Below are 24,719 nucleotides of genomic sequence, written 5' to 3'. Positions count from 1 at the left end.
TCGCCTCCTCGCTGGGCGTGCTTACAGATGAGCGAGCTTTTCCAGCACGGGAGCGGCCGCGCGCAGTTTCGCCCACTCGTCCTCGTCGAGACCGTCGATCAGGCCGGCCAGGAAGGCGTTCCGCTTGCGGCGGCTCTCCTCGAGCATCGTGACGGCCTGCTCCGTCTGGGTGACGACCTTCTGGCGCCGGTCCTCGGGGTGCGGCTCCAGACGGACCAGTCCCTTGGCCTCCAGCAGGGCCACGATGCGGGTCATCGACGGCGGCTGCACGTGCTCCTTGCGGGCCAGCTCGCCCGGGGTGGCGCTGCCGCAGTTGGCAAGGGTGCCCAGCACCGACATCTCGGTGGGGCTCAGCGACTCGTCCACCCGCTGGTGCTTGAGGCGGCGGGAGAGTCGCATGAGGGCGGAGCGCAGCGAGTTCACGGCGGCCGCGTCGTCGCCATGGCTAAGGTCCGGCATGTTCTTTAGGGTAACTCATTACCCTGCCTAAGGACCAATGGAGGTCACCCGTATGGCAGTGATCCTGACCACTGCGCCGTCCGTGTCAGGCGAGCCTCACCCGCACGAGTGATATCGGCCGGAAACACGCCCCCCGGCGCCGATCATCACGGCAACCCTCGTCTGCATGGCCACCAGCGTGCTCAGCCTGCGCATGGACCGCGAGCTGCTCGAACGGCTCCGCCGTCATGCCGCCAGAAGAGGAATGAGCGTCCAGGACTATGTCGTCCGGACGCTCATCCGCAGTGATTTCGACGAACGGTTCCGGGCCGCCGTCGAGGAGACGGAGCGGTTCTACGGGGTCACCTGACCCCATGGAACCGCTCCGCGGACCCGGCCGGCGGGTCAGGTCAGGTTCAGGGCCGGCATCAGGTAGTAGAAGGCGAAGACCGCCGCCACCACGTACATCGCGGCCGGGATCTCCCGGGCGCGGCCGGTGGCCAGGCGCAGCACCACGAAGGTGATGAAGCCCATGCCGATGCCGTTGGTGATGGAGTAGGTGAACGGCATCATCAGCATCGTCACGAAGGCCGGGACGGCGATGGTGAAGTCCGACCAGTCGATCTCCCGGATGGAGCCGGCCAGGATCAGGAAGCCGACCGCGACCAGGGCGGGGGTGGCCGCCTGGGACGGGACCATGGTGGCCACCGGCACCAGGAAGAGGGAGACGGCGAACAGCAGGCCGGTGACGATGTTGGCGAAGCCGGTCCGCGCGCCCTCGCCGACGCCCGCCGTGGACTCCACGAAGCAGGTGGTGCCGGAGGAGGAGGTCGCACCGCCGGCCGCGACCGCGATGCCGTCGACGAACAGGACCCGGTTGATGCCGGGCATCTGCCCCTCGGCGTTGGTGAGCTTCGCCTCGTCGCCGATGCCCATGATCGTGCCCATGGCGTCGAAGAACGACGACAGCAGCACCGTGAAGACGAACAGGATGCCGTTGAGCAGGCCGACCTTGTGGAACCCGCCGAACAGGCTGACCTGACCGACCAGGCCGAAGTCGGGGGTGGAGACCGGGTTGCCGGGCCACTTCGGGGTGGTCAGGCCCCAGGACGGCACGTGGGCGACCGCCTCGATGATCACCGCGACCACGGTCATGGCGATGATCGAGATCAGGATGGCGCCGGGCACCTTGCGCACCAGCAGGGCGAGCGTGAGCAGCACGCCCAGCACGAAGACCAGGACCGGCCAGCCGTTGAGATGGCCGTCGGCGCCCAGCTGGAGCGGGACGGTGGTGCCGGCGGCGTCCGGGATCCGGGAGACGAAGCCGGAGTCGACCAGACCGATCAGCATGATGAACAGGCCGATGCCGATGGCGATGCCCTTGCGCAGGCCGAACGGCACGGCGGCCATCACCCGCTCCCGCAGGCCGCTGGCCACCAGCAGCATCACCACGAAACCGGCCAGCACCACCATGCCCATGGCGTCGGACCAGGACATGCGCGGGGCGAGCTGCAGCGCGACGACGGTGTTGACGCCGAGACCGGACGCGAGGGCGATCGGCACATTGCCGACGACACCCATGAGCAGCGTGGTGAACGCGGCGGTCAGGGCGGTCGCGGTGACCAGCTGCCCGTTGTCCAGCTGATGCCCGTACATGTCCTTCGCGCTGCCCAGAATGATCGGGTTCAGCACGATGATGTAGGCCATCGCGAAGAAGGTGGCGAAACCGCCGCGGATCTCGCGGGCCAGGGTGCTCCCCCGCTCGGAGATCTTGAAAAAGCGGTCCAGGGCGCCGTAACGGGGCGGCGTCCCCGGCCTCTCGGGGGCGGGGACCTTGGCGGTGGCCGAGGTGGGCATGCGAATGACCTCGAAGATGCGGCAGGTACGGGGCGTACCGGGGGCTGGAACGGGGACATGCGTGATCGAGTCTCGCCGCCGTCGGTCACCGACAGATCCCATCGGGGCTGTTGGTAGGTTCCTACGAAGCAAAGCGGCCAGACTCGGACCGATTCAGTATGAACATATGAAGCCCGAAAAGGCTAATCTCTGCGCCTGTCTCTCGGATCTCTTCGCACCTGTCTTCTGAACCTCTCGGCGCCTGCCTCCCGGGCTTCTCGGCCCCTGCCTTGCGGGCCGCCGCCCGCGGCCGAACCAGGGCGCACGGGCCGGACACCGCCCTCACCCCGGGCCGTAAGCTGAGGCCATGGCGAAGTGGACCCCCAAGCACGAAGCACCGGAGCCCTTGGAGGGCCCCGTGGTCGCCACCATCACCGGCGGCACGATCGTCTGGTTCGTCCTCTTCCTGGTCCAGCTCCCCTTCTACGGCTGGTTCGCCGACCACGGCCACACCTGGTGGCTGTGGACCTGCCTGACGGGCGCCGGCCTCGGTGTCGTCGGCATCTGGTACGTCCGCCGGCGCGACGCGGCGATCAAACGCGCCGCCCGGCGCGAGGAGACTTCGGCGGCCGGCGGTCACCCGGCGTCCCGGGACTGACCGGCGCCTGTGCCGCCGCTCGAGGGGTGAAGCGGCGCATCCTTACGTACCGTCGATGACATGACCCGTCTCGACGCGGACGCGGAGCCGGCGCGCGCCGGGCCCGCCCCGCCGGCGCGGAGAGCACAGGTACCGCCGGCGACCGGGCTGACCTGGGCCGAGGTGGCCGAGCGCGTCGCCCGCGGCGAGGTCAACGACGTCCCGGTCCGCAGCAGCCGCTCCCTGACCGACATCGTCCGCGCGAACGTCCTCACCCGCTTCAACGCGATCATCGGCGTGCTGTGGGTGATCATTCTCTGCGTCGCGCCGATCCAGGACAGCCTCTTCGGGTTCGTGATCCTCGCCAACACCGGCATCGGCATCCTGCAGGAGTGGCGGGCCAAGCAGACCCTGGACGCGCTCGCGGTGATCGGCGAGGCACGGCCCACGGTGCGCCGCGACGGCACCGCCACCGTGGTGTCCACCGCCGACATCGTCCTGGACGACGTGATCGAGGCCGGGCCGGGCGACAAGATCGTCGTAGACGGTACCTGCGTGGAGGCCGACGGGCTGGAGATCGACGAGTCGCTGCTCACCGGCGAGGCCGACCCGGTGGCCAAACGGCCCGGCGACCCGGTGCTGTCCGGCAGTTTCGTCGTCGCCGGCGGCGGCGCCTTCCAGGCCACCCGGGTCGGCCGGGAGGCCTACGCCGCGCAGCTCGCCGAGGAGGCCTCCCGGTTCACCCTGGTCCACTCCGAGCTGCGCAGCGGCATCTCCACCATCCTCAAGTACGTCACCTGGATGATGGTGCCTACGGCCGTCGCCCTGGTGATCAGCCAGCTCGTGGTGGAGCACGCCGGTCTCGCGGACTCCGTGGCCCGGACCGTCGGCGGCATCGTCCCCATGGTCCCGGAGGGTCTGGTCCTGCTCACCTCCGTCGCCTTCGCGATCGGCGTGATCCGGCTGGGCCGCAAGCGGTGCCTGGTGCAGGAGCTGCCCGCCATCGAGGGACTGGCCCGCGTCGACACCGTGTGCCTGGACAAGACCGGCACCCTCACCGAGGGCGGGATGCGGGTCGCCGAGGTGCGTCCGCTCGGCGGCCACGACGACGCCTACGTCCGCACCGCGCTCGGCGCCCTCGGCGAGTCCGACCCGCGCCCCAACGCCTCCCTGCGGGCGGTCATCGACGCCTGCCCGGACGGCGAGGCCTGGCACTGCGTGGAGTCCCTGCCGTTCTCCTCCGCCCGCAAGTACAGCGGGGCGGTGTTCATCGAGGACGACGGCGAGTCGAGCACCTGGCTGCTGGGCGCCCCCGACGTGCTGTTCCCCTCCGGCGCGCCCGTCCTCACCGAGGCCGCGCGCCTCAACGAGCAGGGCCTGCGGGTGCTGCTGCTCGCCCGCGCCCGGCGCGACCTGGACGATCCGGAGGTGACCCGGGCGGTGATCCCCGCCGCGCTGGTCGTGCTCGAACAGCGGCTGCGCCCGGACGCCGCCGACACCCTGCGCTACTTCGCCGAGCAGGACGTCCGCGCCAAGGTCGTCTCCGGCGACAACGCGGTCTCGGTCGGCGCGGTGGCCGCCAAGGCCGGTCTGCGCGGTGACGCCGTGGACGCGCGCCGGCTGCCCGCCGACCCGCGGGACATGGCCCGGCGGCTGGAGGAGGCCACGGTCCTCGGGCGGGTCACCCCGCAGCAGAAACGGGACATGGTGGGCGCCCTGCGACGGCGCGGGCACACCGTCGCGATGACCGGGGACGGCGTGAACGACGTCCTGGCGCTGAAGGACGCCGACATCGGGGTGGCGATGGGCTCCGGCGCGGAGGCCACCCGGGCGGTGGCGCAGATCGTGCTGCTGGACAACAGCTTCGCCGTGCTGCCGTCGGTGGTGGCCGAGGGCCGCCGGGTGATCGGCAACATCACCCGGGTGGCGACCTTGTTCCTGGTGAAGACCGTCTACTCGGTGCTGCTGGCGGTGCTGGTGGTGTGCGCGCAGGTGGAGTACCCGTTCCTGCCCCGGCATCTGACGCTGCTGTCCACGCTGACCATCGGCGTCCCGGCGTTCTTCCTGGCCCTCGCCCCGAACCGGGAGCGGGCCCGGCCGCACTTCGTGCGGCGGGTGATGCGCTACGCGGTGCCCGGCGGAGCGGTTGCCTCGACGGCCACCTTCAGCGTGTATCTGATGGCCCGTACCCACTACACCGGGCCCGGCGCGCTGGCCGCCGAGACCAGCGTGGCGACGCTCACCCTGTTCCTGGTGGCCGGCTGGGTGCTCGCGATCGTCGCCCGCCCCTGGACATGGGGGCGCGTGGCGCTGGTGGCCGCGATGGGAGCGGCGTTCCTGTGCGTGCTGGCCGTGCCCTGGCTGCAGGACTTCTTCGCACTGCGGCTGGTGGGCACGGCGATGCCGTGGCTCGCGGTCGGGGTCGCGGTGGTGGCGGCGGGCGTCCTGGAGGCCCTGTGGCACTGGTCCGACCACCGCTTCCCGCCCGGCACCCCCGCCGCGCCGGCCCGCCCCGGGTGAGGTCCGCCCCGGCACTGCGGCTCAGAGGTCGTCCTCGCCCACCCGTGCGCGGACGAGCAGCGCGGCCGGCAGCTCCCGTGCCCCGGTGCGGCGGCTTGCGGAGACGTCCCGCACACGGTGGGCCGGGCGGGCTGCCGGCGCACCGTGTGCGGGACGTGGACGTGTCCTCGGTTCCTCAGTCGAACCAGCGGTCGCGGGCGAGTTCCTCCGTGCGGGAGGGGTCCTCCAGCAGGGCGGCCACCTCGAAGCGGCGCGGCCACTGTCCGGCCGCCCAGGCGAGTCCCGCGGCCACGCCCTCCAGGGTGGCCGCGTGCAGCACCCCGTCGTCGGTGAGCCGCCAGTCCAGCTCGGTGCCGTCGACGACGAGTTCCTCGTGCTCGACGTAGGTGGCGGGGGTGCGCGGGCCGAGGAGCACCCGCACGGCCTCCGGGACCTCGTGCTCGGTGCCCTCACTGTCCACGGTTCCGGGGACGGTCTCGCTCAGCCGCCGCACCTGGAACAGCTCCGCCAGCTCGGCGGCGAGCGCGGGCCGTACCGGCAGCAGCGGCACCCCGGAGGTGAACGGAAGCAGGTCCGGGGAGTCGCACACCACGGCGTCCGCGGCGTCCACGACCTCCACCCGTCCGTCGACGACGGCCCGCAGCTCGTCGGGCAGCGTGACCTGCTCCGGGTCGAGTCCGGCCAGCGCCCCGTACAGGGCGTGCAGCTGGGCCGCGGTGACCGGGCGTTCGGGGTCGGCCAGGCGGTCGAGGAGTTCGGCGGCTCCGCCGGGCTCGTCCAGCAGCGCGGCGACCGAGGTGCGCACCCCGAGGGCACGCAGCACCTGCTCGTCGTCGACGCCGGTGGCGTCGGCCTCGTCGTACAGGCCGCGCAGCAGCGGGTCGGAGCCGGCGGCGCGCAGTCCGGCCGGGCGGCGTCCGCCGAGCACCGGGTGGCCGCGCAGCCACCAGGCGGTGTAGGGCCGCACCGTCTCGTGGGTGCCGTCGGGCAGCAGGACGCGCACCGGCTGGGTGAGCGCGTCGCGCAGCGGCGGCCGGGACAGCAGGGCGAGCGCCCGGGGCCACTGGTCGTCGTCGACGAGGTCAAGGTCGCGCACGGCGACGATCTCGGTGGCGACCGGCGGCACGGGCGTGTCCGGGAAACGGTCGAGGACGTCCTCGCACCAGACGTCGACCGCGTCCAGCAGGCCGGGGTCGTCCGGTTCCGGCCAGTCGCTCTCGCGCGGCTCCATCTCGTCCGGGTCGAGGACGACGTCGGTGGCCCGCACAAGAGCGAAGTCGACCAGGACGCCGCAGGCGGCCAGCGGCTGTTCGCCCCACTTCTCGGCCAGTTCGGCGTCGACGCAGGGCAGTTCGCCCTCGCGCATCACGGAGTGGAACGGGCCGCCGGGGAAGACGAGTTCGGCCGCCGGGGCGAGTTCGCCGTCCTCGTCGGGCAGGGCGAGCGCGCCCAGCCAGGGCTCGTCGCCGGGTTCCAGGCCGGCCTGCCGGACCAGGGCGAGGACGGTGTCGGCGAGTTCCTCCGCGTCGGGGGTGTCCTCGTCCCAGCCTCCGGCGTCCTCGTCGAGGGAGGCGGCGACCGCGGCCCGCACCTGCGGGGTGGTGAGCACCGCGCGCGGCGTCGCGGGCAGCGCGCCGAGCTTCTCCAGCACCGGGTGCGCGGCGTCCGGGTGGGCGACCTTCAGCCCGAGCCGGGCCAGCGTCTCCGGGTCGACCGGGGTGGCGTCCCCGGCGGGCAGCAGCACCTGGCGCGGCCCGATGGTGGTGCGGCCGTCGGCGAGCGGCACCGGCAGCCCGGACAGCCGGTCGGGGTCGACGCCCGCGAGGCTGTCGTACAGCCGCCGCCACCAGGCGGGGTCCTTCTCCAGGCCGGCCAGCCGGTCGACGGCGTCGGTCAGCGGCAGCCGGGCCACGCCCAGGGTGCGCAGTTCCGCCCGGCGCTCCAGCCCGGCGGGCAGCAGCGCCGGCAGCACCTCGGCCAGCACCCGCACGGTTCCGGCGCCCGCCCCCTCCACGATCTCCGCGTCCCGGGGGCGCAGCGACTCGGGCAGGTCGTCCTCGGGCGACTTCGCCTGCACGGCCGGCGGCAGGAAGGAGGTGCGGGGCAGCCGCTGCAGGATCGCCTGGCGCAGCGCGCCGTCCACCTCGCCCTTGCCGAGCGGTCCGGGCACCAGGTCGATGACGCCCTCGGTGACCGGCCGCCAGGTAGCGAGCAGCCCGGCGTAGGCGTCGGCGGCGCGCTGCACCAGGAAGTCGGTGAGCGGTCCGGGCGCGACGTGCCGGCGGGTGCTGTCCATCGGGAAGGTGGCGATCAGCAGGGCGGGCACGCCGACCGGTTCGTCGCTGGGGGTGGGGGCGTGCAGGACGGGGCTGGTGCGGGGGCGCACCGGGTTGCCGTAGGCGTCGACGGGCACGGCCCAGGTCACCGACCAGTGCGGGCGCAGCCGTTCCTCCACCGGCCGGCCGGCGAGCAGGTCGGGGGTGAGGGGGCCGTCGGCACAGGCGGTGCGCCAGTGGGTGACGCCGGTGGGGGTGTCCGCGCCGGCGGGGGGCCGGGAGTCCTCGACGACGGTGAACGGGCCATCGGTGCGGCGGCTGAGGGTGCGCGGCTCCTCGTCGCCGATCTCCACCACGACCTCGGTCAGGCCGGGCAGGGCGAGCAGCAGGGCGTCGTCCACGCCGCGCAGCAGCCGCTCGGCCAGGTCCGCGGCGGCGGTGTCGCGCAGCGGCAGGATGACGACCGTGTCGTAGGGGTCGGGGGCGGTGCCCTCGGCGGCGAACGGCAGCCGCAGCAGCGGGACGTGGCCGTCGCGGCGGCGGATCTCGTCGCCCAGGCCGGGGCTGTGCCGGGCCGTCTCCTCGGCCAGCTCACGCGCCTCGGCCAGGGACCAGCGCACTCCGCCGTGCCGGCCGACCACGGCGGGCTCGTCGGTGACGGCCAGCACGGCGGCGAAGCCGACGCCGAACCGGCCGACGGACGGGGTGCGGGTGGCGGAGGTGTCCCGCTTGGCGGAGGCGCGCAGCGTGGACAGCGACTCCACGCCGGCCGCGTCCAGCGGGGCGCCGGTGTTGGCGGCCAGCAGCACCCCGTCGCGCAGGGTCAGGCGCAGCCGGCCGGGCACGCCGGCGCGGGCGGCGGCGTCCGCGGCGTTCTGCGCCAGCTCCACGACGAGCCGGTCGCGGTAACCGCCGAGGACCAGGTCCTCCTCGGCGTTGGCGTCCTCCCGGAACCGGGCCGGGCTGGTGGCCCACGCGTCCAGCACCCCGCGCCGCAGACGCGAGGTCCCGAACGGATCCCCTCCGGCGGACGGCTGCACCCACATGCTCACGTCGTTCATTCTCCTCACGAAGGTGCACCGAAGGTACCGCGCCGGAGGGCGGGCGGATGCGGCTCCCCGGTACGGGGCAGCGCGCCGGCGGCCGGCGAGTGGCGCGGCCTGTTCCGGGCGGCGGGCGTCAGGAGTGCCCGAGCTCCTCGGTCTTCTGGTCCGAGCTGTCCGGGACGGAGCCGGAGTCACGGGCGGGGCGGATCGGGAAGGGGTCGACGCGGGTCTCGTCGATCACCGGCGGGGCCGGCTGCGGGGGCTTGGGCATGACCGCGGCCTCGGAGTGGCCGCCGCAGCCGTAGGAGAGGGAGACCACGCGCCCGTCGGCCGGGGAGAACTCGTTGGCGCACACGCCGAAGGCCTGGCCGAGCGAGCCGCCGATCGGCACCAGGAAGCCGCAGCTGACACAGGACGCGGGGGCGGCCTGCGCCATCGGGGTCTTGGCGCCGAACGCCTCCTCCCAGCGGTCGGCGGCCAGATGCAGGCCGTACCGGGAGAGCACCCGTGCGCGGCGCATGCCCAGTTCCTCGGCGACGGCGCTGATGGAGCCGCGCGAGGGAGCGGTGGGCAGGTTGCGCGGCGGGCCGGCGGTGACGTCGGCGTCCTCGGCCTCCGCCAGCTCGGTCATCTCCTCGGAGACGGCAGAGTTCGGCGGCGGCTCGTCCTCGCCCGTGTACCCGGGCTCCAGCCTCAGGTCGTCGGCGTCGGTGGGCAGCAGATCGCCGGGACCGAGGTCGCCGGGGCGCAGGCGCTCGCTCCACGGCACCCACTCGGGCGCCAGCAGCGCGTCGGGACCGGGCAGGAGGACGGCCTCGTCCAGGGTGACGACCCTGGCGCGGGAGGCGCGGGCCACCGTCACGGCCCACCGCCAGCCGCGGTAGCCCAGCTCCTTGCACTCGAAGAAATGGGTGACGACGCGGTCGCCCTCGGAGACCAGACCCACGTGTTCGCCGACCACGCCCGGCGCGGCCGTCTCCTCCGCTGCTGCGCGGGCGAGGTCGACGGCCTCGGCACACAGACGGTCGGGTGTGCGGCTTCGCGTGCTCGCTGCGCTCACAGGTATCGCTTCTCTCCTACGCCGTCTTCCGGGTGCGCCGCCGAAGGCAGCGGGGCGGACGGAGCGGACCCGTGGACCGCGTCGACGTCCGCGCCCGGAACGCGCTCGGGCACACCTACGTCATCCATTCTGCGGTATGGCGGTAAGGCGCGCGGCCGAGAACGTTCGCCACGGCGCGTTACGCACGCTACCTTCTCGCCGCCGCGCGGCCCACACCGCCGTGGGCACCGGCCGCCGGGACGGAGGCGGGCCCCGGTTCGCTGGGCCGGCTGCGGGCATCGGTCCAGGTCGCGGCCGTCGTGGCGGACACGCCACCGGGTGCGCGCCAGGTGGCCGTGCGGGTGGCCGTGCCGCCCGTGCGCCGCCTCGTCCGTGCCGCAATGGCGCCACCGGCGTCGGTCAGGGGGCACTATGACGGAGTGGCAGCCGCGAGGACGCCCTCCGAGACCGCCGGGACCGGTGAGCCCCAGGGGTGCGAGGAGGGCAGCCGAGCCAGCGGTTCGGGCCCCTTCGCCGGGTCCGTCCGCGCGGTGGGCCGTGCTCTGCGGCTCCCGGTGACGGGCACGCTGCGCGGCATCCGCCGTGTCACGCACGCCCACGGCGCCGGTGAGTCGGGCCTGGGCCGGCTGATCGAGCTGCACGCGGTCAACGGCGCCGGCGACGTGATGATCACCGTGGCGCTGGCCTCGACCGTGTTCTTCTCCGTGCCCACCGACGAGGCCCGCGGCCGGGTCGCGCTGTATCTGGCCGTCACCATGGCGCCGTTCACCGTCCTCGCCCCGGTCATCGGCCCGCTGCTGGACCGGCTGCCGCACGGGCGGCGGGCCGCGATGGCCGCCGCGATGCTCGGCCGGGCGCTGCTCGCCCTGGTCATCGCGGGCGCGGCGGCCGGCGGCGGGCTGGAGCTGTATCCGGCGGCGCTCGGCGTACTGGTCGCCTCCAAGGCCTACGGGGTGGTGCGCAGCGCCGTGGTGCCGCGGCTGCTGCCGCCCCGTTTCTCGCTGGTGAAGGCCAACTCGCGGGTGACGCTGGGCGGGCTGCTGGCCACCGGGGCCGCCGCGCCCGTCGCGGCGGGGCTGCACCTGATCGGGCCGCGCTGGCCGCTGTACGGCGCCTTCGTGATCTTCATCGCGGGTACGTTCCTGTCGTTCTCCCTGCCGCCGAAGGTGGACTCGGCGCGCGGCGAGGACCGGGCGCTGCTCGCGGCCGACGCCGGGCGGCTGCACGGGCCGCGGCGGGGCCGGGGCAGGCGGCCGGGGCTGCGCACGGTGGGCACGGCCGTCACCCACGCCCTGGCCGCCAACGCGTCGCTGCGCTGCCTGTCCGGTTTCCTGATCTTCTTCCTCGCCTTCCTGCTGCGGGAGCATCCGCTGGCCGGGCAGAGCGCGGCGGTGTCGCTGGGGGCGGTGGGCGTCGCGGCGGGCGCGGGCAACGCGCTGGGCACGGCGGTCGGGGCGTGGCTGCGCTCGCGGGCGCCGGAGGTCATCGTGGTGACGGTGGTGGCGCTCGTGCTGGGGGTGGCGCTGACGGCCGCGGTCTTCTTCGGCGCGCTGCTGGTGGCGTGCCTGGCGGCGGTCGCCGGTCTCGGGCAGGCGCTGGCCAAGCTGTCCCTGGACGCGCTGATCCAGCGGGACGTGCCCGAGCTGGTGCGCACCTCGGCGTTCGCGCGCTCCGAGACGCTGCTGCAGATGTCCTGGGTGCTGGGCGGCGCGATCGGCATCGTGCTGCCGCTCAGTGGCGTGCTGGGCCTGGCGACGGGCGCGGCGATCGTGGCCGCCGGCTGGCTGCCGACGGTCCGCGGCCTGCTCGCCTGTGCCCGGCAGGGCGCGCCCGGCCGGCCCGGCCCGTCCTGACCGTGCGCCGCCGGCCCCGTGCGGCGGCCCGCGCCGGCGGCCCCGCGCCACGGCACGCCGCACCCCCGCGTGGGCAGGGGTATGGACATGCCCGATAGCCTTCGGCCATGACCTTGCTGCAATCCGCCGTGCGACGCCGCCGCGCCGTCGCCGCCGCCGGCGCCGTTTCCGCCGGACTGCTCGCCCTGTCGGCCTGCTCCCACCCGACGCCGATCGCCACGATCACCGTCGGCGGCGACTCGGTGCACGCCGAGGCCACCTGCTACGCCGACGGCAAGGCGATCGCGACCACCGAGCTGCCGAAGTGCCTGAAGTCGGACCACTCGATCGAGGTCGACCCGGACGACACCGTACGGTTCGGCGTCGACCCGGACATCGCGGACGCGGGCTGGACCATTCTGATGAACGGTCAGCCGCTCACCGACTCCAGCACCAAGACGTACCGCACCATTCCGGGCAGCGTCTTCTTCAACGCCCAGTACGGTGCGAGCGGCAACACCACCTGGGTCGCCGTCAAGCAGGGCGAGAAGGACGTGACGGGCATCTGGTCCTTCAAGCTCAACAAGGCGTCCTGACCGCTCCGGTGTCCTTCCTGCGTGTGCTCGTCGCCACCGCCGTCCCGGCCGAACGGGAGGCGGTGGCGCGGGCTTTGTCCGCCGAGCCGGCCCGCGAGGTGCAGCTGCCGGCGGCGACCGTGCACCGCCTCGCCCCGCCGGGCACGGCCGGCGCGCATGATGCCGAGGACCCGGGCGGCGGGTTCGGTCTGCTGGCCGCCGGTGTCGGCCCGGCCCGGGCCGCCGCGTCCACCGCGGCCGCGCTGACCGCCGCCGCGCTCGACGGCGCCCCCTACGACCTCGTCGTCTGCGCGGGCATCGCGGGCGGTTTCCTGCCCGGGGCACCCGTGGGCAGCCTCGTCGTGGCCGACGAGATCACCGCCGCCGACCTGGGCGCGGAGACCGCCGACGGCTTCCTTCCGGTGACCGAGCTGGGCTTCGGCACCGTCACCCACCGTCCGCCCGGGCATCTGGTCCGCACGGCGGCGGCCGCGACCGGGGCGGCCACGGGCACGGTGCTGACGGTGTCGACGGTCACCGGCACCGCCGCCCGCGCCGCCGCGCTGCGCGCACGGCACCCCCGCGCCCTGGCCGAGGCGATGGAGGGGTTCGGTGTGGCGGAGGCGGCCGCCGCGCACGGTGTGCCCGTGCTGGAGCTGCGCGCGGTCTCCAACGCCGTCGGCCCCCGCGACCGCGCCGCCTGGCGCATCGGCGACGCCCTGACCGCCCTGACCGAGGGCTTCGAAAAGCTCGCCGCCGCACTGGAGAGTTGGAACGCACATGACCCCGCAGAATCCTGAGCAGCAGCCCGACCGGCTGCGCATCGCCTACTCGCCCTGCCCGAACGACACCTTCGTCTTCGACGCCCTCGCCCACGGCCGCATCCCCGGCGCGCCCGCGCTGGACGTCACCTTCGCCGACATCGACATCACCAACGGCATGGCCGAACGCGGCGAGTTCGACGTGCTGAAGGTGTCGTACGCGGTGCTGCCGTACGTCCTTCACGAGTACGCGCTGCTGCCGTGCGGCGGTGCGCTCGGCCGGGGCTGCGGCCCCCTGGTGCTGACCCGCGAGCCGGAGGCCGACCTGAGCGGCCGGACGGTCGCGGTGCCGAGCGAGAAGTCGACGGCGTACCTGCTGTTCCGGCTGTGGGCCGCGGACACCGTGCCCGGCGGGGTCGGCGAGATCGTGGTGATGCCGTTCCACGAGATCATGCCGGCCGTGCGGGACGGGAAGGTCGACGCGGGCCTGGTGATCCACGAGGCGCGCTTCACCTACCAGAACTACGGCCTGCACAAGCTCGCCGACATGGGCGAGCACTGGGAGGCCACCACGGGCCTGCCGATCCCGCTGGGCGCGATCATCGCCAAGCGGTCGCTGGGCGAGCGGACGCTGACCCGGCTCGCCGACGCCGTCCGCGCCTCGGTCCGCGCGGCCTGGGACGACCCCGAGGCGTCCCGCCCGTACGTCATGGAGCACGCCCAGGAGATGGACCCGGCGGTCGCCGAGCAGCACATCGCGCTGTACGCCAACGAGTTCACCGCCGACCTCGGCGAGGACGGCTACGCGGCGATCCGCGGGCTGCTCGGCCGCGCCGCGGCCGAGGGGCTGCTGCCGGCGCTGAACGACGACGCGCTGCGCTTCCCGTCGTCGTAAGACCGTGGCGCCGCGCCGCGGGCGATCCACCCGTCCGGCCGGTCACCCGACCGGCCGGACGGCATGCGCCCGGCGGCCGGAGGCGGTCCGTCCGGTCAGACGTCCAGCTGGTCGGCGACCGCCCGCAGCAGGCCGGCCACCTTCTTGCCGGAGGCCTTGTCCGGGTAGCGGCCGCGCTCCAGGGTCTGGCCGACGTTCTCCAGGAGCGTGGTCAGGTCCTGCACGATGGACAGCAGCTCGTCGGGCTTCTTGCGCTGGGCGGCCGCCACCGACGGAGTCTCCAGCAGCGTCAGGGAAAGCGCCTGGTCACCGCGGTGCCCGGCGACCACGCCGAACTCCACGCGCTGTCCCGGCTTGAGCGTGTCCACTCCGGCGGGCAGGACCGAGGAGTGGACGAAGACGTCACCGCCGTCGTCGCGGGAGAGAAAGCCGAAGCCCTTCTCGCTGTTGAACCACTTGACCTTGCCGGTGGGCACGTCCGTCCTCGTCCTCGTACTCGTCGGAAAACTGCTTCTTCGAAACGGCTCTGATAGCACTGGGGCGGGCCGCTGCGGACCCGCCGGTACCCAGGCTAATGGTCGTGGGGCGGGTGACAAGACGTCGCCCGGCCGTTCCCCCGCGCTGGAACTACCCTGGTCCGGTGCGTGACGAAACCCAAACGAATTCCGCCGGGCCCGGCGACCGGCTGATCAGCGCCGGCGCGATCGTGTTCTTCATCGGGGTGGTGGCCACCGTCGTCACGGTGGCACCGCTGTTCCTCGGCGCGAAGCCGTTCCCGACGTTCATGTACGGGCTGAGCATGCTCATGGCCGTGGGCTTCGTGCTCGCCGGGGCCGGGCTGCTGCGCTCGATCGCCGCCGGCCGCCGCCGGGCACGCGCCGGCGCCGAGGAGACGGCCGGCTCCCGCTAGGGCTTCGTGCGCCCGGCCCGCCAGGTCTTCCTACGCCCGGCCGCCGAGGTGGTCCGCGAACCACCGCGGGAAGGCGGTGAGGTCGGCCAGGACGACGTCCGCCCCGGCCGCGCGCAGCTCCTGCGCGCCGCACGGCCCGGTGGCCACCGCCACCGACAGGGCCCCGGCCGCACGGGCGCCGCGGACGTCCCCGAGGTGGTCGCCGACGTACACACGGGCGTCGTGCTCGCGCAGCGCCTCGGCCTTCTGCTCGGCCCACAGACCGCCGATCACCGCGTCCGGCTCGATCCCCAGGTGCTCCAGGTGCAGCTTGGCGTTCGGCTCGAACTTGGCGGTGACGACGATCGCCCGCCCGCCGGCCCGCCGCACCGACGCGACGGCCTCCCGGGCGCCGGGCAGCGCGAGGGTGGGCGCGATGGCGGTCTGCGGGTACAGCTCGCGGTACAGCTCCGCGGCCTGCTCGATCCGCTCGGGCGGGAACCAGTGGGCCAGCTCGTCGGCCAGGGGCGGCCCGAGCCGCGTGACGGCCAGGTCGGCGTCGACGTACGTCCCCGTGTGCTCGGACAGCGCCAGGTAGCAGGCGCGGATGCCCGGCCGGGAGTCGATGAGCGTCATGTCCAGGTCGAAGCCGACGGTCGGCACGGGGGAAGTCATGGGGGCCATTGTGCCGTGCGGCACCGGACCGCCCGGGCGGGGTGGGGTGCCGGGCCCGCCGCGAGGGCCCCGGTGTGACCGCCGTCACCGGGCGGGCGGCGGGCGTCAGCGCTGCCGCTGCGACCGCCACACCAGGAACAGCGCCGAGGCCACGGCCGCGCAGCGCACCACCCACGGCCAGGTCTGGGCGAGCACGTCGTGCATGCCGTCCTGGGCGACGGGCTCGCCCCAGCGGCCGGTGCTGCGGCCCCACAGCCACACGCAGCCGGCGACGACGGCCAGGCCGGGCATGCCCAGCACGGCCCACTTGGTCTCCGTGGCGGTCAGGCGGCGCGATCCGTAGGCGATGACCCAGCCGAGCGCCAGCGCGAACCAGCTGCCCAGCACCGCCCCGGCCACCAGCAGCACGGCCGCGCACAGCAGCAGCGGATTGCGCCGGCCCCGCAGACCCCGGGCCAGCAGCCCCAGGCCCCGGCGGGCGGTCTTCTCCCCGGACCGCTCCCCGGCCTGCTCCCCGGACCGTGCCGCCTCGCCCTCGGCCGCGGGGGCGGCTCCCGGGGCCGTCCGGCCGGCGTCCTTCTTCGGCGGCGGCTTGAGCAGGTCCGGGATCTCCACACCGCCCACGAAGCCGGGCACACCGTCGCCGAGGCCGGCGTCGTCGGCGACGGTGCGCCACCAGTCGGAGCGGGCCGCCGAGGCGTCCGCCGCCCCGGACGGTGCCGAGGACGACGGTGGGGCGCCGGACGAGGAGGGCGCCGAGCCGGCACGGGCCTTCCCGGGCCGGGGGCCCGGCAGTGTCCGGCGCTGTTCCTTCCGCCGCTTCCCGCCGGCCTCCGCAGCGGTGTCCTGGGACGTGCCCGCCTCCCGCTGCACGGGCACGGCGGCCTGCGGCGCCTCGGCACCCGCCGGGGCCGCCGGGGCGCTGCCCGCACCGCCCGCCGCCGCGACGACGTCGTCGGGGCTGCCGATCCGGTCGAGGATGCGGCGCACGGCCGCCGGGCTGTCCACGACGGCCTTGGCGCGCCTCCGGTCGATCTCGTCCCGCAGCTGCGCCACCAGCCGCATCCGGGTGGCCGAGGACAGCTGCCGCTGCTGGGCCACGTCCCCGACGCGGCTCAGATACTCGTAGACGACCTGATCGCTCTCGATCCCCACGGACAACCCCTCCGGGGCGCTGGCCGGACAATCCGCGGCACGACGGTACCGCGTGGGCCGCGGCCCGCCCCAGCCGCACACGCACATGCCGCACCCGCGCCTGCGGGCCGGCTAACCGCACCGCCGCACCCGCGCCTGCGAGCCGCGCAACCGCACCGCCCCGTACCGGGATCCGTCCCCGCCGCCGGTGACCGTACGGTCCCCGTCGTCGTACCCACCCGCTACCGTGGACCGGATGAGCAGCGATGAGAAACCGGCGGACGCGGCGGCGGCCCCCCGCTCGCTCGCGGAGGCGCTGCGCGCGCGTGACGACGCCGGTCTGGCCGCACTTCTGCGCAGCCGCCCCGACCTCATCACCCCCGTCCCCACCGACCTGACCCAGCTGGCCACCCGCGCCGCGACCCGGGCGTCGGTGGTGCGGGCCCTGGAGCGTCTCGACCGGTTCGCGCTGCAGACCGCCCAGGCCCTGGCGGTGGCCGGCGACCCGGCGAGCTACGGTGAACTGCTCGGCCTGATGGCCGGTCACGCCGGTGATCAGGCCGTGGAGTCCGCCCTGCCGCGCGCCCTGGGCACCCTGCGCACCCAGGCACTGGTGTGGGGCGGCGACGACCGGCTGCGGCTGGTGCGCACCGCCCGCGAGCTGCTGGCGCCCACCCCGCAGCGGCCCTCGCCGACCGGGCTCGGCCCGACGGTCAAGGAGGCCACGGCCGGGATGTCGCCGGGCCGGATCCAGGAGATCCTGACCGCCGCCGGGCTGCCCACCACCCACGACTCGGTCTCCGCGGTGGCGGCGCTGACCGGGCTGTTCACCGACCGGGAGCGGCTGGACGCGCTGCTCGCCGCCCTGCCCGCCGACTCCCGCCAGGCGCTGGAGCGGCTGGCGTGGGGCCCGCCGTACGGGCAGGTCACCGCCGACCCCGCGCCCCATCTGCGGCTGCTGCTCGACCGGGGGCTGCTGCTTCCCACGGCGCCCGGCACGGTCGTCCTGCCGCGCGAGGTGGCGCTGCATCTGCGCGGCGGCCGCGCCCACCGCACGCCCGAGCCGGTGCCGCCCGCCGTGACAGCGGCCAGGACCCACCGCCCGGACGTGGTGGACGCCACGGCGGCCGGGCAGGCGTACACAGCGCTGGCCACCGTGGAGGAACTGCTGAAGGACTGGGACGAGGGCGGCCCGGCCGTGCTGCGCGCCGGCGGGCTGAGCGTGCGCGACCTCAAGCGCACCGCCGTCGCCCTGGACGTGCCGGAGCCGGTGGCGGCGTTCTGGGTGGAGCTGGCCTACGCCGCCGGGCTGGTCGCCTCCGACGGCGAGGCCGACGAGCGGTACGCGGCGACCCCGGCGTACGACGAGTGGCTGGAGCAGCCCGCCGCCGACCGCTGGAGCCGGCTGGCGCAGGCCTGGCTGGCGGCGACCCGCACCCCCGGCCTGGCCGGCGGGCGGGACGCGAAGGGCCGCGCGCTGTCCGCGCTGGGCCCGGGGCTGGACCGTTCGGCCGCGCCGGAGGTGCGGCACCGGGTGCTGACACTGCTCGCGGGCCTGCCTCAGGGGGCGGCACCGGATCCCGAGTCGGTGCTGGCCCGGCTGCGCTGGGAGCGCCCGCTGCGCGAACGCGACCAGGGCGACGAGGATCTGCGCACCCGGCTGGCCCGGTGGACGCTGTCCGAGGCGGAGCTGCTGGGCGTGACCGGCCGGGGTGCGCTCTCCGCCCACGGACGGGCCCTGCTGGGCGCCCCGCAGCCGCCGCGGCCCGCCGTGGAGCCCTCCGGCCCCGGCGACAAGCTGCCCGTGCACCACCACTGGACGCCGCCCCCGCCCGTCCCGTCGCCCGCCGAGCGGGCCGCGGCCGCCGAGAAGGCCGCCCGGCTGCTCGCCCCGCTGCTGCCGGAGCCCCTGGACCACGTGCTGCTCCAGGCGGACCTGACGGCGGTGGCGCCCGGCCCGCTGCAGCGGCCGCTCGCCGAGATGCTGGACGTGCTCGCGGACGTGGAGTCCAAGGGCGGCGCCACCGTGTACCGGTTCACCCCGGCCTCGGTCCGCCGCGCCCTGGACGCCGGGCGGACCGCCGCCGACCTGCACGCCTTCCTCGCCGAGTACTCCCGCACCCCGGTGCCGCAGCCGCTGGCGTACCTGATCGACGACGTGGCCCGCCGGCACGGCCATCTGCGGGTGGGCGCGGCCTCGTCGTACGTGCGCTGCGACGACGAGGCACTGCTGAACGAGATCCTGGCCGACAGGCGTTCCGCCCCCCTCGGCCTGCGCCGTCTGGCGCCGACGGTGCTGGCCGCGCAGGCCGACCCGGCCGCCCTGCTGGAGGGGCTGCGCGCCATGGGCTACGCCCCGGCCGCCGAGTCCGCCGCCGGGGACGTCGTGATCACGCGCGCCGACTCGCACCGCACCCCGCCGCGCACCCCGCCCGAGCCGGTCCCTCAGGGCCCGCCCGTCCCGGACGACACCCTGCTGTCCGCCGCGATCCGCGCGATCCGGGCGGGCGACCTGGCCGCCACCGCGCCGCGCCGCCCGGCCGGCACTCCACAGGCGCCCGGCGAGCTGCCCCGCACCTCCTCCGCCGAGACCCTGGCCACGCTGCAGGCCGCTGTCCTCACCGGCCAGGCCGTGTGGATCGGCTACGTCAACGCCGACGGCGCCGCGAGCCAGCGGGTCCTCGCCCCGGTCCGGGTCGAGGGCGGCTTCGTCACCGGCTACGACCACACCGCCGACGAGGTGCGCACCTACCCGCTGCACCGCATCACCGGCGTGGCGGAGCTTGAGGAGGACTGAGGACGACTGAGGACGACTGAGGACGAGGACGATCCCGGATGGGTGAGGCACACTGGACGTTTGGCCGTCGTGGAAAGGGTGTGTGCTGCGCGTGAACGGTCCCCTCATCGTCCAGTCCGACAAGACCCTGCTGCTGGAGGTCGACCACCCGCAGGCCGACGACTGCCGGCGGGCCATCGCCCCGTTCGCCGAGCTGGAGCGGGCGCCCGAGCACATCCACACCTACCGGGTCACCCCGCTCGGCCTGTGGAACGCCCGCGCGGCCGGGCACGACGCCGAGCAGGTCGTGGACGCGCTGGTGCAGTACAGCCGGTACCCGGTGCCGCACGCGCTGCTGGTGGACGTCGCCGAGACCATGGACCGCTACGGGCGGCTCACCCTGGTCAAGCATCCGGCGCACGGCCTGGTGCTGACCACCACCGACCGGCCGGTGCTGGAGGAGGTGCTGAAGTCCAAGCGGATCAAGCCGCTGGTGGGCGCCCGCATCGACGCCGACACGGTGGCCGTGCACCCCTCCGAGCGCGGGCAGATCAAGCAGGTGCTGCTGAAGCTGGGCTGGCCCGCCGAGGACCTGGCCGGGTACGTCGACGGCGAGGCACACCCGATCGAGCTGCGCGAGGACGGCTGGGCGCTGCGGCCCTACCAGAAGCAGGCCGTGGAGAACTTCTGGCACGGCGGCAGCGGTGTCGTGGTGCTGCCGTGCGGCGCGGGCAAGACCCTGGTGGGCGCCGGGTCGATGGCGCGGGCGAAGTCCACGACGCTGATCCTGGTCACCAACACCGTCTCCGCGCGGCAGTGGAAGCACGAGCTGGTGAAGCGGACCTCGCTGACCGAGGACGAGATCGGCGAGTACAGCGGCACCAAGAAGGAGATCCGTCCCGTCACCATCGCCACCTACCAGGTGCTGACGACGAAGCGGAAGGGGATCTACCCCCACCTGGAGCTGTTCGACTCCCGGGACTGGGGCCTGATCGTCTACGACGAGGTGCATCTGCTGCCCGCGCCCGTGTTCAAGTTCACCGCGGATCTGCAGGCGCGGCGGCGGCTCGGCCTGACCGCCACGCTGGTGCGGGAGGACGGCCGGGAGTCCGACGTGTTCTCCCTGATCGGGCCGAAACGGTTCGACGCGCCCTGGAAGGAGATCGAGGCGCAGGGCTACATCGCGCCCGCCGACTGCGTCGAGGTCCGGGTGAACCTGACCGACTCCGAGCGGCTGGCCTATGCCACCGCCGAGGCCGAGGAGAAGTACCGCTTCTGCTCGACCACCGAGACCAAGCGGAAGGTCACCGAGGCCATCGTCCGCCGCTTCGCCGGGCAGCAGATCCTGGTCATCGGCCAGTACATCGACCAGCTCGACGAGCTGGGCGAGCATCTGAACGCCCCCGTGATCAAGGGCGAGACCACCAACGCCCAGCGCGAGAAGCTCTTCGACGCCTTCCGCAACGGCGAGATCAACGTCCTGGTGGTGTCGAAGGTGGCCAACTTCTCCATCGACCTGCCGGAGGCGACGGTCGCCATCCAGGTCTCGGGCACCTTCGGCTCCCGCCAGGAGGAGGCCCAGCGCCTCGGCCGGGTGCTGCGCCCCAAGGCCGACGGCCACCAGGCCCACTTCTACTCGGTGGTCGCCCGCGACACCATCGACCAGGACTTCGCCGCCCACCGCCAGCGCTTCCTGGCCGAACAGGGCTACGCCTACCGGATCATGGACGCGGACGAACTGCTGACGGAGAGCTGAGGGAGCGCCGCGAACGCGTCGGCCGAGGCTTCGGTCCAGTGCCGGCACGTCGTGCGGCCGCCGCCAGCAGGGCGCAGGTCAGCAAGGCGTACGGGGCCGCGAGGGGCTGCTGCCACCACAGCAGGTGCAGGTCCAGGTCGCCGTCCCGGGGGACCAGCCACATCGTGCGGGCGGTGAAGCACAGCCAGGTGAGCACCGCCCAGGTGCGGTGGCCGTCGGCCAGCAGCACGGCGATCAGCGGCACGCACCACACCCAGTGGTGGGACCAGCTGATCGGGGACACCAGCAGGGCGGTCAGGCCGGTCAGCAGCACGCCCCACGGTTCGCGGTCCGTCCGGCCGGCCAGCCACAGGCCCGCCGCGCCGAGCGCGACGGCGGGGAGCAACCAGGCCGCGCCGGGCGCCGGGGTGTGCAGGGCGCGGGCGACGAGGCCCTGCAGGGCCTGGTTGTCGATGATCCACGCCTTGCCCACCCGGTCGGTGTCGACGACGAGCCGCGTCCAGTAGGTGACGGTGGCGGCAGGCAGGGCGAGCGCGCCCAGGGCGACCGTGGCGGCACAGGCGGCGAGCGCCGTGGCCGCCTCCCGCCGGCGCCCGCGCAGCAGCAGGTACACGGCGAACAGGCCCGGTGTGAGTTTGATCCCCGCGGCCACTCCGATCGCGGCGCCCCGGCCGCGGGCGCCCGCGGGCCGGGTCAGGTCCCACAGGACCAGGCAGGCCAGGGCCAGGTTGATCTGCCCGTAGGCGAAGGTCTGGAAGACCGGCTCCAGCCACAGGGCCAGGGCGGTGGCGGTGCACAGCAGCGGCAGACCGGGGCCCGTCCAGGCGAGGCGGTGGCCGGCGAGCCGGGCGGACAGCTGGACCAGCCAGGCCAGCAGCACGGCGTTGACCAGGACGAACAGCGCCTTCAGCGCCGGCGCGGGCAGCCAGGCCGTCGGCAGGAACAGCAGCGCCGCGAACGGCGGATACGTCGCCGGCAGGCGTCCCTCGGTGACCTCGAAGCCGTACAGGTCCCGGCCGTGGGCGACGGCCGCGCCCTCGGCCCGGTACACGAAGGCGTCGGGCATCTTCACGCCCGCCAGGACGAACAGCAGCACGAGGACGGTGAAGGAGACGGCGAGCAGGGCGAGCGCGGGAGCGGGGCGCGACCGGAGGGCCATCATCCGTTCTGTCACGGATCGACCCTAGTGGGTCGTTTCCGACACAAGCCGCTTTCCCGGCGCACGGACCGGGTGCGGCGCCCCCGCCTCGGCATACGGGCTCGCACACAGACGGCCGCCCGCGCCCCGGCCCGCCCGCCCGGGAAACCGGTTGGCACCCGGCGCCGCCCGCGTCTAGAATGCCCGCTCTTGCCCGCCTCCCCCGAGGGCTTCTCCGCCCTGTGGAGCGCCGCCGACCGGTCGGAAACCGGCGGCAGATCACGCAGCCGCCCGACGGTGCCGCTCTCGCACCGCCGAGGACGACGCCCACCGCCCAACCCGCAGGTCCTACCGGAGGCACGTCCTTGTCCACGCCGTCCACGTCCGCGTCCGACCGCTCCACCGCCCCCGCCGGGGCCGACCCCGACGATCCGCTCGCCCGTGAGCAGGCCCACCTGGCCGCCTCCCGGGCCGCACTGCGCGCCATGCGCGCCGACGTCGAAGCGCTCGACATCCGTGACGTCACCGCGAACTGGGTGAACGCCCAGATCCTCACCCGGCAGATCGACGAACGCATCAAGGCGCTGGCCGACCTCAGCGACACCCCGCTGTTCTTCGGCCGTCTCGACTACCTGCACGCCCCCGGCGCCGACCAGGCGGAAGGAGCAGAAGGCGAACGGTTCTACATCGGGCGGCGGCATGTGCACGACGCGGCCGGCGACCCGATGGTCATCGACTGGCGCGCCCCGGTCTCGCAGCCGTTCTACCAGGCGTCCAAGAAGAACCCGATGGACATCGCGCTGCGCCGCCGCTTCGGCTACACGGGCGGCGAGCTGACGGCGTACGAGGACGAGCACCTGTCGGACCCGGCAACGGCGGACACCACCAGCGCGCTGCTGCAGCGGGAGATCGAGCGCCCGCGCGTGGGCCCGATGCGCGACATCGTGGCGACCATCCAGCCCGAGCAGGACGAGATCGTCCGGTCGGACCTGTCCGGCACGGTGTGCGTGCAGGGCGGCCCCGGCACCGGGAAGACCGCCGTCGGCCTGCACCGCGTCGCCTACCTGCTGTACGCCCACCGGGAGCGTCTGGCCCGCACCGGCACCCTCGTCATCGGGCCGAACCGGTCCTTCCTGAAGTACATCGAGCAGGTGCTGCCCGCGCTCGGTGAGCTGACGGTGCAGCAGGCCACCGTCGACGACCTGGTCGCCCGGGTGGAGGTGCGCGGCACGGACGACGCGCGGGCCGCTCTCGTCAAGGGCGACGCCCGGATGGCCGAGGTGCTCAGGCGGGCCCTGTACGCGCACGTCACGATGCCCACCGAGGCGGTCGTGGTGGTGCGCGGCTCGCGCCGCTGGCGTGTCCCCGCCTACGAACTGCAGGAGATCGTCGAGGAGTTGCTGCGGCGCGGCATCCGCTACGGCGCAGCCCGCGAGGCACTGCCGCAGCGGATCGCGCACGCCGTGCTGGTGCGGATGGAACGGGCGGGCGAGGCCCCGGACGACCGGGTGCAGGACGCCGTCGCCCGCAACGCGGCGGTGAAGGCCGCCGTGAAGGCGATCTGGCCGCAGGTCGACCCGGCCAAGCTGGTGCTGCGGCTGCTGTCGGACGCCGCCTTCCTCGCCGAGCACGCCGAGGGGATCCTCACCGAGGAGGAGCAGAAGGCGATCCTGTGGACGAAGCCCGCCCGGTCGGTGAAGTCGGCGAAGTGGTCGCCGGCCGACGCCGTGCTGATCGACGAGGCGGCCGACCTGGTGGAGCGCACGCCCTCCCTCGGGCACGTGGTCCTGGACGAGGCGCAGGACCTGTCGCCCATGCAGTACCGGGCCGTCGGCCGGCGCTGCTCCACCGGTTCGGCCACCGTCCTCGGCGACCTCGCCCAGGGCACCACCCCGTGGGCGACCCGCACCTGGGAGGAGGCCCTGTCCCACCTCGGCAAGCCCGACGGGGTGGTCGAGGAGCTGACCGCCGGTTTCCGCGTGCCGACCGACGTCATCGCCTACGCCTCCCGTCTGCTGCCGCACATCGCGCCCGGCCTGACCCCGGTCGCCTCGGTCCGCGAGAACCCGGGCTTCTTCGAGGTCCGCGCGCTCGACCCGGACGCGGACGCGGCCGCGCGGGACGCCCAGGTGGTCGCCGCCTGCGAGGAGATGCTGCGCCGCGAGGGCTCCATCGGGCTGATCGCCGCCGACGCCCGGATCCCGGCCCTCGCCGAGGCGCTCGCCACCGCCGGGCTCGCGTACCTCTCCCCGGGCGAGGAGACGACCGCCGAGACCCGCCTCACCCTGGTCCCGGCCTCGCTCGCCAAGGGCCTGGAGTACGACTATGTGGTGCTGGACGAACCCCAGGCCGTGGTCGACGGCGAACCGGACGAACGCACCGGGCTGCGCCGCCTGTACGTGGCCCTGACCCGCGCCGTCTCCGGCCTGATCGTCACCCACGCGACGCCGCTGCCGGCGCAGCTGACCAGCTGAC

Annotated in this window: 19 protein-coding genes; 11 read left to right on the top strand and 8 right to left on the bottom strand. The window is 74.4% G+C overall.

Going from position 1 to position 24,719, the window contains the following annotated elements; all coding sequences use genetic code 11:
- Positions 1-21: 21 nt before the first annotated feature.
- The gene (locus tag IE286_RS09735) at positions 22-459 is read right to left on the bottom strand and encodes a MarR family winged helix-turn-helix transcriptional regulator (RefSeq protein WP_189796221.1); all 438 of its coding nucleotides are present in this window, start codon (positions 457-459) and stop codon (positions 22-24) included.
- Between the two features lie 166 nt (positions 460-625).
- Between IE286_RS09735 and IE286_RS09730 the strand changes: the two genes are divergently transcribed.
- A complete protein-coding gene (locus tag IE286_RS09730) occupies positions 626-808 on the top strand; it encodes a ribbon-helix-helix protein, CopG family (RefSeq protein ID WP_189796220.1) in 183 nt (60 codons plus the stop codon).
- 35 nt (positions 809-843) lie between these two features.
- Here IE286_RS09730 and IE286_RS09725 read toward each other — a convergent pair whose 3' ends face one another.
- A complete protein-coding gene (locus tag IE286_RS09725) occupies positions 844-2,295 on the bottom strand; it encodes an NCS2 family permease (RefSeq protein ID WP_189796219.1) in 1,452 nt (483 codons plus the stop codon).
- A gap of 346 nt (positions 2,296-2,641) precedes the next feature.
- Here IE286_RS09725 and IE286_RS09720 point away from each other — a divergent pair, with 346 nt between their 5' ends.
- Positions 2,642-2,932 carry a DUF2530 domain-containing protein gene (locus IE286_RS09720; RefSeq protein WP_189796218.1) on the top strand — a complete coding sequence of 97 codons (291 nt, stop codon included), beginning with the start codon at positions 2,642-2,644 and terminating at the stop codon, positions 2,930-2,932.
- 60 nt (positions 2,933-2,992) lie between these two features.
- On the top strand, positions 2,993-5,431 hold the full coding sequence (locus tag IE286_RS09715; protein ID WP_189796217.1) for an HAD-IC family P-type ATPase: 2,439 nt from the start codon (positions 2,993-2,995) through the stop codon (positions 5,429-5,431).
- 175 nt (positions 5,432-5,606) lie between these two features.
- Here IE286_RS09715 and IE286_RS09710 read toward each other — a convergent pair whose 3' ends face one another.
- Together IE286_RS09710 and IE286_RS09705 are read right to left on the bottom strand one after the other, a co-directional pair.
- Positions 5,607-8,759: a sacsin N-terminal ATP-binding-like domain-containing protein gene (locus IE286_RS09710; protein WP_372462526.1), complete on the bottom strand. Its 3,153-nt coding sequence runs from the start codon at positions 8,757-8,759 to the stop codon at positions 5,607-5,609.
- 127 nt (positions 8,760-8,886) lie between these two features.
- Positions 8,887-9,813 (bottom strand): DUF3027 domain-containing protein, encoded by a 927-nt coding sequence (locus IE286_RS09705; RefSeq protein WP_189796215.1) that lies wholly within the window; start codon positions 9,811-9,813, stop codon positions 8,887-8,889.
- Positions 9,814-10,232: 419 nt separating this feature from the next.
- Between IE286_RS09705 and IE286_RS09700 the strand changes: the two genes are divergently transcribed.
- The 4 genes from IE286_RS09700 (at position 10,233) to IE286_RS09685 (ending at position 13,876) form a co-directional block, all read left to right on the top strand.
- Positions 10,233-11,666: an MFS transporter gene (locus IE286_RS09700; RefSeq protein ID WP_229862189.1), complete on the top strand. Its 1,434-nt coding sequence runs from the start codon at positions 10,233-10,235 to the stop codon at positions 11,664-11,666.
- A gap of 107 nt (positions 11,667-11,773) precedes the next feature.
- Positions 11,774-12,241 carry a DUF2771 domain-containing protein gene (locus tag IE286_RS09695; RefSeq protein WP_189796214.1) on the top strand — a complete coding sequence of 156 codons (468 nt, stop codon included), beginning with the start codon at positions 11,774-11,776 and terminating at the stop codon, positions 12,239-12,241.
- Between the two features lie 17 nt (positions 12,242-12,258).
- Positions 12,259-13,020 carry a futalosine hydrolase gene (locus IE286_RS09690; RefSeq protein WP_189796285.1) on the top strand — a complete coding sequence of 254 codons (762 nt, stop codon included), beginning with the start codon at positions 12,259-12,261 and terminating at the stop codon, positions 13,018-13,020.
- A complete protein-coding gene (locus tag IE286_RS09685) occupies positions 13,001-13,876 on the top strand; it encodes a 1,4-dihydroxy-6-naphtoate synthase (RefSeq protein ID WP_189796213.1) in 876 nt (291 codons plus the stop codon). Before IE286_RS09690 ends, IE286_RS09685 begins: the two co-directional genes overlap by 20 nt.
- A 95-nt stretch (positions 13,877-13,971) precedes the next feature.
- Here the strand turns inward: IE286_RS09685 and IE286_RS27760 are convergent, their stop codons facing one another.
- The gene (locus tag IE286_RS27760; RefSeq protein ID WP_189796212.1) at positions 13,972-14,352 is read right to left on the bottom strand and encodes a cold-shock protein; all 381 of its coding nucleotides are present in this window, start codon (positions 14,350-14,352) and stop codon (positions 13,972-13,974) included.
- A 164-nt stretch (positions 14,353-14,516) separates the two neighbouring features.
- Between IE286_RS27760 and IE286_RS09675 the strand changes: the two genes are divergently transcribed.
- The gene (locus tag IE286_RS09675; RefSeq protein WP_189796211.1) at positions 14,517-14,786 is read left to right on the top strand and encodes a hypothetical protein; all 270 of its coding nucleotides are present in this window, start codon (positions 14,517-14,519) and stop codon (positions 14,784-14,786) included.
- 30 nt (positions 14,787-14,816) lie between these two features.
- Here IE286_RS09675 and IE286_RS09670 read toward each other — a convergent pair whose 3' ends face one another.
- Entirely contained in the window at positions 14,817-15,449 is a 633-nt protein-coding gene (locus IE286_RS09670) for an HAD family hydrolase (protein WP_189796210.1), read from the bottom strand.
- 96 nt (positions 15,450-15,545) lie between these two features.
- A complete protein-coding gene (locus tag IE286_RS09665) occupies positions 15,546-16,595 on the bottom strand; it encodes a hypothetical protein (RefSeq protein WP_189796209.1) in 1,050 nt (349 codons plus the stop codon).
- Positions 16,596-16,830: 235 nt separating this feature from the next.
- Here IE286_RS09665 and IE286_RS09660 point away from each other — a divergent pair, with 235 nt between their 5' ends.
- Both IE286_RS09660 and IE286_RS09655 read left to right on the top strand, forming a co-directional pair.
- On the top strand, positions 16,831-19,371 hold the full coding sequence (locus IE286_RS09660; protein ID WP_189796208.1) for a helicase C-terminal domain-containing protein: 2,541 nt from the start codon (positions 16,831-16,833) through the stop codon (positions 19,369-19,371).
- A gap of 91 nt (positions 19,372-19,462) precedes the next feature.
- Positions 19,463-21,106: a DNA repair helicase XPB gene (locus IE286_RS09655; RefSeq protein WP_189796207.1), complete on the top strand. Its 1,644-nt coding sequence runs from the start codon at positions 19,463-19,465 to the stop codon at positions 21,104-21,106.
- Here IE286_RS09655 and IE286_RS09650 read toward each other — a convergent pair.
- Positions 21,072-22,265 (bottom strand): glycosyltransferase 87 family protein, encoded by a 1,194-nt coding sequence (locus IE286_RS09650; protein WP_189796284.1) that lies wholly within the window; start codon positions 22,263-22,265, stop codon positions 21,072-21,074. The two genes, IE286_RS09655 and IE286_RS09650, sit on opposite strands and share 35 nt — an antisense overlap.
- A gap of 344 nt (positions 22,266-22,609) precedes the next feature.
- Between IE286_RS09650 and IE286_RS09645 the strand changes: the two genes are divergently transcribed.
- Entirely contained in the window at positions 22,610-24,718 is a 2,109-nt protein-coding gene (locus IE286_RS09645; protein WP_229862186.1) for a HelD family protein, read from the top strand.
- Position 24,719: the final 1 nt, after the last annotated feature.

The organism is Streptomyces thermodiastaticus, from assembly GCF_014656135.1.
GTDB classification, from domain to species: domain Bacteria; phylum Actinomycetota; class Actinomycetes; order Streptomycetales; family Streptomycetaceae; genus Streptomyces; species Streptomyces thermodiastaticus.
This window is presented reverse-complemented; position numbering and strand designations above follow the sequence as displayed.